The following is an 11,957-nucleotide window of genomic DNA, read 5'->3' on the forward strand; positions in this document are numbered from 1 at the left end:
CGGGATTTAATATTATAAACTTTTTGCTCTACGATATTCAGACCATCCCGCGAGCCTGACAGCACACTCCACAAATCCGCGTAATTTTCTTGTTCCAATGATTCCGCTTCACGAATTAATGAAGTAGGCTTCTTTTCAAACACGCGACCATGGAGCGGAACGCATGAGCGATTTGAGAGTTTCCCGGGACCGTCTGGACGAGGGACGCGATTACGACCCCTACCGCCTGTCGAGCCCGCGCATTGTCATTCTCTCCATGGCGATCTTCCTTATTATCGTGGCTTTTCTGGCCGCGATCCTGATGCGGCAGATCCATACGTTCTTCGTCACCAATCCCGGCCTTAACGGGCTCATTCTCGGCGTTCTTCTGGTCGGTATTCTGCTGGCCTTCGGACAGGTGTTGCGACTTCTGCCAGAGATTCGCTGGGTCAACTCATTCCGCGACGGTGACCGCGACGGCACCACGCGACCGCCCGTCCTGCTTGCACCGATGCGGGCTTTGATCGGCCGCCGCCAGTCGATGGCGCTTTCCACTGCCTCCATGCGTTCGATCCTCGATTCCATCGCGACACGTCTTGATGAAAGCCGGGATATATCGCGCTATCTGATCGGACTTCTGGTCTTTCTTGGTCTGCTCGGAACATTCTGGGGCCTTCTCGAAACGGTCGGCTCCATCGGGCGCACTATTCAGACCCTCGACCCGAATTCAGGAAGCACCGGCGATGTGCTGGATGCGTTGAAGGCAGGCTTGCAAGCTCCGCTTTCCGGCATGGGCACAGCCTTCTCGTCTTCGCTGTTCGGTCTTTCCGGCTCGCTGATTCTCGGCTTCCTCGACCTTCAGGCGGGCCGCGCGCAAAATCGTTTCTATACAGAACTGGAAAACTGGCTTTCCTCCGTCACCGATCTCGGTTCCGATATCGGTGCCGACCAGAACGGAGGCACGGAAGAAATCCGCGTTCTGGCCGACCGATTGCAGAACCTGCATGGCGGCGACGCATCCACGCAGCGCACCACGGCAGCGCTGGCCAATCTTGCCGAAGGCATACAGGGCCTCGTCAAGAACATGCGCAGCGAGCAGCAGATCATGCGCGACTGGGTGGAAAAACAAGCGGACGAGCAGAAGGCTATCCGCCAGACGCTTGATCGTCTCACCAAGGCCATCGGCGAGCGCTCGCACGACCGCAAATCCGATCGCACGGACAAGGCGGAGTAAGCAGCCATGTCCCTCGCCCGCAACCGCCGCTCCCAGAGGCATGTCGATTACTGGCCGGGCTTCGTCGATGCCCTGACGACGCTGCTGCTCGCAATCATGTTCCTGCTTACCGTCTTCGTGCTGGCGCAATTCCTGCTCAGCCGCGAGGTGAACAACAAGGATAGCGTTCTCGCACGGCTCAATAGCCAGATACAGGAACTGACACAGCTTCTGTCGCTGGAGCGCAGCAATTCGCAGGACATGCAGGACACCATCGCCAATCTGCAGGCTTCGCTGTCCAGCACGGAAAGCGAGCGTTCACGTCTGCAAAGCCTTTTGAACGAAGGCAGCGGCGCAGGTGCTGCCGCTGAAAAGCGCGCTGGCGAACTGTCCGAAAGCCTTGATGCCGAAAAGCAGGTCAGCGCTCGTGCACTCAGTCAGGTGGAACTGCTGAACCAGCAGATTTCAGCCCTTCGCCGCCAGATCGCAGCACTTGAAGATGCGCTCAACGCTTCAGAAAGTCGCGACCGCGAATCGAACGCCAAGATCGCCGATCTCGGTCGCCGCCTGAATGTCGCATTGGCGCAGCGTGTGCAGGAGCTGAACCGCTATCGTTCCGACTTCTTCGGACGCCTGCGTGAAATCCTGTCGGACAAGGAGAATATCCGTATCGTCGGCGACCGCTTCGTCTTCCAGTCGGAAGTTCTTTTCCCGACAGGCTCGGCGGATATCAATCCTGCCGGTCAGGACGAGATGAAGAAACTTGCCGACGCGGTGATCCAGCTCAATCAGGAAATCCCGGATGACATCAACTGGGTACTGCGTGTCGACGGTCACACGGATAATGTGCCTCTGACTGGCACGGGACGCTTCCGCGACAACTGGGAGCTTTCGTCAGCCCGCGCAACCGCAGTGGTCAAATTCCTGATCGCCAATGGCGTCCCCGCCAATAGGCTCGTTGCAGCAGGTTTCGGGGAATATCAACCGCTCGACGCCTCCGACACAGCCGATGCCCGATCTAAGAACCGGCGCATCGAGCTGAAGCTGACCGAACGATAAGAAGAAATAACGGGGGCAACGCCCCCCGTTTCACTTCGCAGCGAAGGCTCCAGCACCTGCCTCGAATTGCAGCTTGGCGAGACGGGCATAGATGCCGCCCTTCTCGACAAGGCTTTGATGTGTGCCTTCTTCGACAATATGGCCATGGTCGAGCACCAGAATGCGGTCGGCCTTGAGCACGGTGGCAAGCCGGTGCGCGACGACAAGCGTCGTGCGATCAGCCATCAGACTGTCCAGAGCCTTTTGCACAAGCATCTCGCTTTCAGCATCAAGCGCCGATGTCGCTTCATCAAGAAGAAGGATGGGCGCAGCACGCAAGATTGCCCGCGCAATGGCGATGCGCTGGCGCTGCCCCCCTGAAAGCGTCACACCGCGTTCGCCGACTTCCGTGTCATAGCCCTTGTCGAGCGCCATGATGAAATCATGCGCAAGGGCTGCCTTTGCCGCTGCCACAATCTCCTCGTCGCTCGCTCCGGGTCTACCGAAGGCGATGTTTTCGCGCACGCTGGTGGCGAAAATCGCCACATCCTGCGGCACGGTTGAGATGCGCGCCCGAACGGCCTGCGGGTCAGCATCAGGCAAAGCCACGCCGTCGATCAGGATCTTGCCTGACTGCGGATCGTAATAGCGCATGACGAGCGCGAAGATCGTGCTCTTGCCTGCACCCGAGGGACCGACAATCGCAACAGTCTCGCCGGGCTTCACAGTGAAGCTGACGCCATTGAGCGACGGTGCATCCGGACGCGTCGGATAGGAAAAATGCACGGAATCGAACACGACCTCACCGCGTGGCGGCACCGGCATGGCAACAGGTTTCAAAGGCGCGGCAATACCCGGCTGCTCGTCCAGAATTTCGACAAGCCGCTCCGTAGCCCCTGCCGCCTGCGCCAGTTCCCCACCCACTTCCGACAAGGCGCCGAAGGAGCTGCCTGCGAACACGGCATAAAGCACGAATTGACCGAGCGTACCGGCAGACATCGTGCCGGCCAGCACATCACGCGAACCGAACCAGAGCACCGCAACAATGCTGGAGAAGATCAGGAAAATGGCAAAGGCCGTTAGGATCGCACGCGCCTGAATGGAGGAACGCGCCGCCTGAAAGGCTTTTTCTACCGCGCTGCCAAAACGCCCGACCACCATATTCTCGTTGGTGAAGGCCTGCAGCGTGCGCATCGCGCCGATCTGTTCGCTGGCATAGGCATTGGCCTTCGCCAGCATGTCCTGCGTCATACGGGAACGGCGACGCACCGAGCGTCCGAAGGCGATCAGGGGCACAACGATGATCGGGATGGCAGCAATGACCAGCGCAGAAAGCTTCGGGCTGGTCACGACCATCATCGCCAGCGCGCCGACACCCAGAATCATGTTGCGCAGCGCGACAGAGGCCGTAGCGCCCACCACCGACTTGATCTGCGTCGTGTCCGACGACAGGCGCGAAACGATTTCACCCGACTGTGACCGGTCGAAGAATTCCGGCGAAAGCGCCGTCACATGCGAAAAGACCGCATTGCGCAAATCCGCGACCACTCGCTCGCCGAGCGAGATCACGAAGAAATAACGCAGGCCCGACGCCAGCGCGAGAATGAGCGCCAGCAACACGAGCATGCCGAAGTAATTATTGACGAAGATCGCATTCGAACCCGTAAAGCCATGGTCGATCATGCGACGCAGCGCGACGGGCACGGCAAGGGTCGTTACAGCGGCCAGCACCAGCGAAAAGAGCGCGCCTGCAACCAGGACCTTATAGGGTGCCAGAAACGGCAAAACTCTCTTCAGCGGCTTCAGCGTGCGGCGTTTGCGGCCATCTTCTGCAGTCAATTCGTGATTCATATCAATTTCAGTATCCCGGTCGGCCATTCTTGTGTTTGCGCCCTTGTTATTGCCGTGCGCCTGATGTATAGGCTCGCCAACCCTTTTGGAAGCCGTTGCCTGTAGGTAATGGGTCTTCATATCTGCCATTGGGCGAAAGTGCCGCAGTTTCGATAGTCAAGGCTGCGCTTTTCACCCCAGACTTTCAGGATTGAGAAGATGAAAGCCAATATCCATCCCGACTACCACACCATCAAGGTCGTGATGACCGATGGCACCGAATACATGACCCGTTCGACCTGGGGCAAAGAAGGCGATACGATGAACCTCGATATCGACCCGACCACCCATCCAGCCTGGACGGGCGGTTCGCAGACCCTGCTCGATCGCGGCGGTCGCGTTACGAAGTTCAAGAACCGTTTCGGCAATCTCGGCATCTAATCTGATATTGCATCTGGTTGAAAAGCCCCGCCTCGGCGGGGTTTTTTTATGCCTGAATTTCATTCATCAGGGCACAAAAAAACTCCCGGATAACCGGGAGTTTTGCATCATTGTTGTGAGCACGAGAAATCAGGCGCTCAGCTTTTCCATCACTTCGTCGCTGACTTCGAAGTTCGTGTAAACGTTCTGCACGTCGTCATCGTCTTCGAGCACGTTGAGAAGCTTGAGAACCGAACGCGCCTTTTCCTCATCCAGCTCGGTATTGGTCTGCGGCTTCCAGATCGTCTTGATCGATTCGGCTTCACCGAGAGCAGCTTCCAGAGCCTTGGACACTTCGCCGATATCTTCGAACGCGCAGATGATGACGTGTTCTTCTTCACCGGACTGCACATCGTCAGCACCGGCTTCGATGGCCGCTTCCATAACCTTGTCGGCGTCGCCGACGGAGGACTTGTAGACGATTTCGCCAACACGGTCGAACATGAAGGACACCGAACCGGTTTCGCCCAGCGCACCGCCCGACTTCGTGAAGGCTGCACGCACATTCGATGCCGTGCGGTTACGATTGTCCGTCAGTGCTTCCACGATAACCGATACGCCGCCGGGGCCACGGCCCTCGTAGCGCACTTCATCATAATTCTCGCCGTCGTTACCCGCGGCCTTCTTGATGGCGCGCTCGATATTGTCTTTCGGCATGGACTGCGCCTTGGCGTTCTGGATCGCCAGACGCAGGCGCGGGTTCATCGTGGGGTCAGGCAGACCCTGCTTGGCAGCGACGGTGATTTCGCGTCCGAGCTTGGAAAACATTTTCGACCGCACCGCATCCTGACGGCCCTTGCGGTGCATGATATTCTTAAACTGTGAATGGCCGGCCATGGCACCCCTGTTCTGTTTAAAATGCTGTGCACGGAGAAAGCGTCACGCATGAAACAGAGATCAAGCAGAGAAGGGCCACATGCCGGGCCACAGTGCTTTCCGTGCAGAATGGCGGCGTTATAAGGAATTCAGGCCCATTCGTCCAGCAAAAGCGCCGGTGCCCCCCGAATCTCTGTCAACAAAAGCAATATTGCTCGACCCGCCAGGCAAAGCGGATTATCTATAAATTCATGATTCAGCCCGCCCAGAACACCCCCAGCGAAACCATCGCAGCCCGTATCAGCCGCATTCTTGCCGACCGCATCATCGCCGGTGAGATCGAGCCCGGCACGAAACTGCGACAGGATCACATTGCCGAAGAGTTCGAGACCAGCCATGTGCCGGTGCGCGAAGCATTCCGGCGACTGGAGGCTCAGGGGCTTGCTGTTTCCGAACCTCGGCGTGGCGTTCGGGTTGCATCGTTCGACATCGGCGAAATCAGGGAAGTGGCGGAAATGCGGGCCGCTCTGGAAGTCCTGGCGCTGCGCCATGCAGCCCCGCACATCACGCAGGCAACGCTTGATGCCGCCGAACAGGCCACACTGGAAGGCGACAAGTCACGCGATGTCAGAAGCTGGGAAGACGCCAATCGCCGCTTCCATCGGCTCATCCTCGAACCATGCAAGATGCCGCGCCTGCTTGCAGCCATCGATGATCTTCACGCTGCCAGCGCCCGGTTTCTCTTCGCGACCTGGCGGTCGGAATGGGAAACCCGCACCGACCACGACCATCGCGCCATATTGCAGGCGCTGCGCCAGAACGATGTCGAGAGCGCAGTGACCATTCTCGCTCGTCATGTACAATGGATTGGACACCGTCCGGTCAAGACCGCATCGGGCAAGACGCGCGATTCGTTTGCGATTGTCGGTTGATCAGGCGCTTGCACAGATAAGCACCTCTTTTTCATCGTCGCCATTCTGGTCACTCGTGCAGATTTTCGTCTGCGCGACAGAGTCTCGGCGCGCGTCTCCCACAACCACGCGCCGTTCTCTTTGCACCACCTCTTGCGTTTATCGTCAGGAGCTTTAAGAAGATATAGATCGAATCTCAATTTTATCTATAATTTGAGGAAGCTATGACGACCATCACCCAGACGCGCCCATCCTTCAGCCCGCTCAATCTGGAATCCCGCTCCCCTGCGATGCGCCTTGCGGCCGTTGCGCTTGGTACGCTGGTTCTCGCCATCTCGTCGCAGATCGAAGTTCCGATGATTCCGGTTCCGATCACGCTGCAGACCCTGATCGTTCCGCTGATCGGCGCGCTTTATGGCTGGCGTCTTGGCATGGCCACGGTTTTGGCCTGGCTCGGCGAAGCCATGCTCGGACTTCCGGTCCTTGCAGGCGGCGCTGGTGGTCTTCCGCATTTCGCAGGCCCGACCGCAGGCTATCTCGTTTCCTTCCCGATCATCGCCGCGCTGACCGGCTATCTGGCCGAACGCGGCTGGAACGGTAACCGCGTCGGCCTCGCCTTCGTTTCGTTCCTTGCCGCCAATGTGGTCTGCCTTGCTCTTGGCGCGGCCTGGCTGTCCAGCATCATTGGCCTTGAAAAGGCTGTTGCCTTCGGCGTGACGCCGTTCCTCGTCGGCGCCCTCATCAAGTCGGCTCTCGGCGCTGCGATCCTCAAGGCCATCGCCCGCGACGGCAAGGCCTGATCTGCCAGGTGACAGTACGCCTGCGCGGCCATCACCTCCTTTGCATGCTGACTTTTGTCGGCAAAGGCTACAGCCCGGCTTTCGTCGAGAACTACGACAGGATTGCCGGGCGGCTGAGCGAAGGAGAAGATATTCTTCTCGTCGATGGCCCGGACGACATTTGCGCGCCCCTGCTCTGCGGGGGCGATTGCCATTGTTACGAAGCGAGTGTTCGCGAGCGTGACCGGCTGGCATTGGAGGCCGTAGGCAAACTTCTCGGCCAGACGCTTTCCACGCAGAACCGTTTCGGGCTCGACGCAGAGCGGCTTGCCGTAATGCGCAGCGCTTTTGCAGAAGGCACACTACGCAAAGCCTGCGAGCGTTGCGAATGGTCGAACCTCTGCACGAGAATTGCCACAACAGACCAGTTTCACGGCGTTAAAATAACGAGGCCACCCGCCTCAGGATGAGACGGGTGGCCTTGTTGTATCTGGCTTTTACTGTTGGCTTTTGCGCTTTCGCCGGGCCATCATATTGAGCGCCTCGACCAGCGCCGAAAAGCCCATGGCGGCGTAGATATAGCCCTTGGGAACGTGGAAGCCGAAACCGTCGGCAATCAGCGTCATGCCGATCATCAGCAGGAAGCCCAGCGCCAGCATGACGATGGTTGGGTTCGCCGCGATGAACCGCGAAAGCGGATCGGCTGCAAGCAGCATGACGGTAACGGCTGCGACCACGGCAATGACCATAATGGCGATCTCATCGGTCATGCCGACGGCGGTGATGATCGAATCGACCGAGAAAACCAGATCAAGGATCAGGATCTGCACGATGGCGGCACCCATGGTGAGCTGAGCCACCTTGCCACCGATATTTTCCTTGCCATCATCGGGATCGACCGTGTGGTGAATTTCCTTGGTCGCCTTCCAGACAAGAAACAGGCCGCCAGCAATCAGGATGATGTCACGCCAGGAAAAGCCATGACCGAACGCCTCGAAGATCGGATCCTTGAGCTGGACGATGATCGAGATCGTGAAAAGAAGCGCCAGGCGCAGGATGAGCGCCGCGCCAATGCCGATGCGGCGGGCGCGCGCCTGCTGCGAGGCGGGCAGCTTGTTGGTAAGGATCGAGATGAAGATCAGATTGTCGATACCGAGGACGACTTCCATCGTCACCAGCGTAACCAGCGCGGCCCAGCCGGCAGGGGTCGAAAGAAATCCCAGATACTCGGCAAAAAAATCCATTGAGTTGCGTCCCCTTGCAAAAAAACTCGTTGCAAGGAGATAGTAGTCTGGAAAATCCATTCAACTGGCAGAAAGCTGCCGGATTAAAATAGCGGCCTAATTATAGATAACATCATACTTCAAGCTAAAATAAGACGTTATCGCCAGAATACCGGAATAGTTTCCTCCAGATGCGCACCGATGCGCAAGGGAGCGGCCTTTTCTGCAAGCCCCGTGCGATCCGAAATCTCTATGCCCACACCGCAGACGGTAGCCGGACCATTCGCCGCTTCGAACCGTCCTTTGGGCACTTTCGACAGGAAGCGGTTGAGTGGCTCCTCCTTGTCCATGCCGAGTGAGGAATCATAATCACCGCACATGCCTGCATCAGACATATAAGCTGTGCCATTGCGCAAAATCTGGCAATCGGCAGTCGGGACATGCGTGTGAGTCCCGACAACAGCGCTGGCGCGACCGTCGACAAAATGACCGAAACACTGCTTTTCGCTCGTCGCCTCAGCATGGAAATCGAAGAACACGGCATCAGCCTGCTCGCCAAGGGGACAGGCTTCCAGAATTTTCTCGGCCGCGATAAACGGATCATCGAGATCGGGATGCATGAACACCCGGCCCATGACGTTCGACACGAGAACGCGGGCGCCATTTTTGGCGATATAAAGCCCCTCGCCTTTTCCGGCTGTGCCTTTCGGGAAGTTTGCCGGGCGCAGAAAGCGGTCTTCGCGCTTGGAGAAATCCAGCGCCTCGCGTTGATCCCATACGTGATTGCCGGTCGTGACGACGTCGGCGCCAGCACGAATGGTATCGTGGAAAATCTCCTCCGTAATGCCGAAGCCGCCCGCGGCGTTTTCGCCGTTGACGATTATGAAGTCCAGCTTCAGATCGGAAATCAGCCCCGGCAGCTTTTCATAAACTGCATTCCGGCCCGACCGGCCCACCATATCACCAAGAAAAAGCAATCTCATGGGAGTGCCTTATAAACCTGCGCCAAGCGAACGCAAGCCGCTCTCCGTCAGGATCTGGTTGAGCGCGATATCATGCGGCTCATTTGGCACATGCTCGACTTCCTGGCAGTCGAAGGCCATGCCGATCAGAAGTGGCTGCAATCCGCGTTCCGTGAACCGCGCCAGCGCGCGGTCGTAGTGTCCTGCACCATAGCCAAGTCGATGCCCACGCTGATCAAAACCTGCAAGTGGCATCAACAGGATCGCAGGATCGACAATCGGCGCATCTGCTCCCGGTCCCATCGTGCCGAAACCCGTCTGACGCAATCTGGCATCAGGCAGATATTCACGAAAGGCAATCGTTTCCTTGTCCAGAACAACGGGGAGGCAAAGCCGGGCACCCTTGGCGCGAAGCGCCGATAATAATGGGCGTGGGTCGATTTCAGAACGGATCGGCCAATAACCAGCAATCAAGGTGCCTTTGGGAACGTCAATTGCAGCTTCACCTTTTTTGGCTGCCGCCAGCGAAGCCTCGTAATGAAAGCGCGGATCAAGCGCATCACGGACCGCCAGAACCTTGCGTCTAAGCTCCTGCTTTTCCAGACCGGGGCTGCGCTCCGTTGCCGTCATTCCAAGCCACTCCCTGCTGCCGTTTTTCACCATGCAGTGGAACCGCAAAGAGCCAATCCGTCAAGTGACCCCGCCCGCGCCATACGCGACCTTCTCCGAGCGGTCACGAATGACCTTCAAAACAACGCCGTGGAAGTCATTGAGGAACAGTTTGCCCCACAGGTCACAGTAAAAATCGATCGGCGTGGCGATCTGATAATGGGTCGTCAGCGTGAGACGCGTGTGACCATTCGTGAGAGGCTCAAGACGATAATCACCCTGCGCAAGCTTCAGATAGGTGCTGTCGACCTTGATATGCGCTTCCACCTCGGGCGGTATGGAGCCAGGGCCGAAGCGGAAATCCCACGCCAGAAGCCGATTTTCTTCCCATTGCGTGACGATTTCCTGAAAATTGACGCCATGCGTCCACTGCAAGTCGCGTACCGCTCCAACACCAGTACCGTTCAGCCTTGCATCCACCGGCTGCGGCACGCCAAGAATGCCATGGCTGAATGTCCACGACAGTTCGTCCGGGCGCACATTGCGGATTTCAACCGTCTGCTGCCAGACGACTTCCGGCGGCGCTGCGATCTCGATCACCGTGGTTACAGCGCCATCATGCGGGATGTAGGACATCTGAAGTTCGGCTGGCAGAACGAGCAGCGGCAGCGCAATCACCAGCGTCGTGGTGCGACGCGAACGAAATTGCCGGATGATCCACAAGGTCACCGTCGAACCGAGCGCCGAGAACACCATGAAAAACGGAGCGGCCATGGCCACGCAAATTCCTGCTTCATGGAAAAAGACCATGCTGATAACGACAAGCCCGGCGATGATAGCCCATCCCATACGGACATGCCGCCACAGGCTTTTTTGCGCACGCGGGTCGGAAAGGCTCGAAGCAAGGCTGGCAACAGCCATCGGTAACAGCATCAGGCCCGCAATGACGGGCATCGCATCCGCATATTGGCCCGACCAGATCATGACATAGAGCAGAAGGCCGTAGACGAATGCGATGGGTACCGCGACGGCCAGTCTTTCCGATGAATCGGGCGATGCTGTTTCAGGAGATTTCATCAAGATGCGCAAATCGTTGGAGCTTTGCGCATGTTTACGAACAAATTGTCCGTTAGATCAAGCTCATAGCTATCCTGCGACAGCCAGAGGAAAAGAAAGCGGCGACCACGACGACCGATGGTAGTGATTGATCCCGGGAACCTACAAAGTAGGTGGGCGCCATATGCGAAAGCCCGCAAGCCTTCACAGGGACAGCTCCCTTAGAGATCAATAAGGCCCCGGGGATGCTGTTACACCTGTCGGGAAGCGCAGTTCGCCAAGGCCCAATATAGTACCTGCCCGATGGGAACGCCAGTGGCTTACACCGGCTTAACAGGAAAACTTTTCAGAAAAATCTGAACGAAGTTCAGCTGTTCCGTGGTGCGATGCGCGAAGCCACCTGCTCGATGCGCGACGCCACATCCGACAGCATGCCTGTCAAGGCAGCATCGTTGCTATCAGCGCGACCAAGCGCTTCATCACGTGCACGGCGCAGCGTTTCAACTTCGCTTTCCAGACCGTTGATACGTTTCTGCATCTCGGCCATTTCGTCCATCACCATGATCCCGGCCATGACGGTCAGGCGCAGATCGCCTATCTCCCCGAAGGACGTTTTGAGATGCGTGACATATTGATCGAAACGGTCGGCAAGCCCGGACAGGTGTTCTTCCTGTCCTTCGTCGCAGGCCATGCGGTAGGCCTTGCCATCAATGGTAACGGTTACGGTCGCTATGGTAGCCTCCTATCGGTCCAGAACGGCGCGGATTGTCTCCATCGCAGTCACAAGGCGGCGTGAAACCTCGCGATTAGCAGCTTCCAGCCGCTCGGCGCGCGCTTCCGACTGATCGAGTTCCTGGGCGAGACGGCTGCGATCCGCATTCATACGCTGCACCTCCTCCTCGGCCTCGGCGAAGTCGCCTTCTTTGTCCAGCCGCAGATCGACCGCTTGTTCAAGCGTATTGAGTGCCTTTTCCAGCCGTTCCAAGACTTGCCTGAGGGTCGTTTCGGGTGCCATCCATATCCTTTCCAATGCCAATTCGCGGGCCAACTTATGGGGATCG

At 57.8% G+C, this 11,957-nt stretch carries 14 protein-coding genes and 1 other RNA gene; 6 read left to right on the top strand and 9 right to left on the bottom strand.

Going from position 1 to position 11,957, the window contains the following annotated elements; translation table 11 throughout:
• Nucleotides 1-163: 163 nt before the first annotated feature.
• Together KWJ32_RS18855 and KWJ32_RS18860 are read left to right on the top strand one after the other, a co-directional pair.
• A complete protein-coding gene (locus tag KWJ32_RS18855) occupies nucleotides 164-1,213 on the top strand; it encodes a MotA/TolQ/ExbB proton channel family protein (RefSeq protein ID WP_012091329.1) in 1,050 nt (349 codons plus the stop codon).
• Nucleotides 1,214-1,219: 6 nt separating this feature from the next.
• A complete protein-coding gene (locus KWJ32_RS18860) occupies nucleotides 1,220-2,251 on the top strand; it encodes a peptidoglycan -binding protein (RefSeq protein ID WP_010661388.1) in 1,032 nt (343 codons plus the stop codon).
• Between the two features lie 30 nt (nucleotides 2,252-2,281).
• Here the strand turns inward: KWJ32_RS18860 and KWJ32_RS18865 are convergent, their stop codons facing one another.
• Nucleotides 2,282-4,210: an ABC transporter transmembrane domain-containing protein gene (locus KWJ32_RS18865; protein ID WP_029376274.1), complete on the bottom strand. Its 1,929-nt coding sequence runs from the start codon at nucleotides 4,208-4,210 to the stop codon at nucleotides 2,282-2,284.
• 69 nt (nucleotides 4,211-4,279) lie between these two features.
• Between KWJ32_RS18865 and rpmE the strand changes: the two genes are divergently transcribed.
• The gene (gene rpmE / locus KWJ32_RS18870) at nucleotides 4,280-4,501 is read left to right on the top strand and encodes a 50S ribosomal protein L31 (RefSeq protein WP_002964804.1); all 222 of its coding nucleotides are present in this window, start codon (nucleotides 4,280-4,282) and stop codon (nucleotides 4,499-4,501) included.
• Between the two features lie 129 nt (nucleotides 4,502-4,630).
• Here rpmE and KWJ32_RS18875 read toward each other — a convergent pair whose 3' ends face one another.
• On the bottom strand, nucleotides 4,631-5,377 hold the full coding sequence (locus tag KWJ32_RS18875; protein WP_010661390.1) for a YebC/PmpR family DNA-binding transcriptional regulator: 747 nt from the start codon (nucleotides 5,375-5,377) through the stop codon (nucleotides 4,631-4,633).
• A gap of 230 nt (nucleotides 5,378-5,607) precedes the next feature.
• Between KWJ32_RS18875 and KWJ32_RS18880 the strand changes: the two genes are divergently transcribed.
• From KWJ32_RS18880 to KWJ32_RS18890, 3 genes are all read left to right on the top strand, one after another.
• On the top strand, nucleotides 5,608-6,288 hold the full coding sequence (locus tag KWJ32_RS18880; protein WP_012091328.1) for a GntR family transcriptional regulator: 681 nt from the start codon (nucleotides 5,608-5,610) through the stop codon (nucleotides 6,286-6,288).
• A 203-nt stretch (nucleotides 6,289-6,491) separates the two neighbouring features.
• On the top strand, nucleotides 6,492-7,067 hold the full coding sequence (locus KWJ32_RS18885; RefSeq protein WP_012091327.1) for a biotin transporter BioY: 576 nt from the start codon (nucleotides 6,492-6,494) through the stop codon (nucleotides 7,065-7,067).
• An 8-nt stretch (nucleotides 7,068-7,075) separates the two neighbouring features.
• Nucleotides 7,076-7,516 (top strand): DUF1284 domain-containing protein, encoded by a 441-nt coding sequence (locus KWJ32_RS18890; protein ID WP_012091326.1) that lies wholly within the window; start codon nucleotides 7,076-7,078, stop codon nucleotides 7,514-7,516.
• Nucleotides 7,517-7,543: 27 nt separating this feature from the next.
• Here the strand turns inward: KWJ32_RS18890 and KWJ32_RS18895 are convergent, their stop codons facing one another.
• The 7 genes from KWJ32_RS18895 to KWJ32_RS18925 form a co-directional block, all read right to left on the bottom strand.
• Nucleotides 7,544-8,290: a TerC family protein gene (locus KWJ32_RS18895; RefSeq protein WP_012091325.1), complete on the bottom strand. Its 747-nt coding sequence runs from the start codon at nucleotides 8,288-8,290 to the stop codon at nucleotides 7,544-7,546.
• A 137-nt stretch (nucleotides 8,291-8,427) separates the two neighbouring features.
• On the bottom strand, nucleotides 8,428-9,252 hold the full coding sequence (locus tag KWJ32_RS18900; protein ID WP_012091324.1) for a TIGR00282 family metallophosphoesterase: 825 nt from the start codon (nucleotides 9,250-9,252) through the stop codon (nucleotides 8,428-8,430).
• A gap of 9 nt (nucleotides 9,253-9,261) precedes the next feature.
• Nucleotides 9,262-9,861 (bottom strand): 5-formyltetrahydrofolate cyclo-ligase, encoded by a 600-nt coding sequence (locus tag KWJ32_RS18905; RefSeq protein WP_012091323.1) that lies wholly within the window; start codon nucleotides 9,859-9,861, stop codon nucleotides 9,262-9,264.
• 60 nt (nucleotides 9,862-9,921) lie between these two features.
• Nucleotides 9,922-10,917, bottom strand: a complete 996-nt coding sequence (locus KWJ32_RS18910) for an SRPBCC family protein (protein WP_012091322.1) — start codon at nucleotides 10,915-10,917, stop codon at nucleotides 9,922-9,924.
• Between the two features lie 99 nt (nucleotides 10,918-11,016).
• Nucleotides 11,017-11,175: non-coding RNA, 6S RNA (gene ssrS, locus KWJ32_RS18915), on the bottom strand.
• Nucleotides 11,176-11,263: 88 nt separating this feature from the next.
• Nucleotides 11,264-11,629 carry a cell division protein ZapA gene (locus KWJ32_RS18920; protein ID WP_029376275.1) on the bottom strand — a complete coding sequence of 122 codons (366 nt, stop codon included), beginning with the start codon at nucleotides 11,627-11,629 and terminating at the stop codon, nucleotides 11,264-11,266.
• 9 nt (nucleotides 11,630-11,638) lie between these two features.
• Nucleotides 11,639-11,911, bottom strand: coding sequence for a DUF4164 domain-containing protein (locus KWJ32_RS18925; protein WP_010661399.1), 273 nt, complete (start codon nucleotides 11,909-11,911; stop codon nucleotides 11,639-11,641).
• Between the last annotated feature and the right edge of the window lie 46 nt (nucleotides 11,912-11,957).

It is taken from the genome of Ochrobactrum sp. BTU2 (assembly GCF_024539785.1).
GTDB lineage: Bacteria > Pseudomonadota > Alphaproteobacteria > Rhizobiales > Rhizobiaceae > Brucella > Brucella anthropi.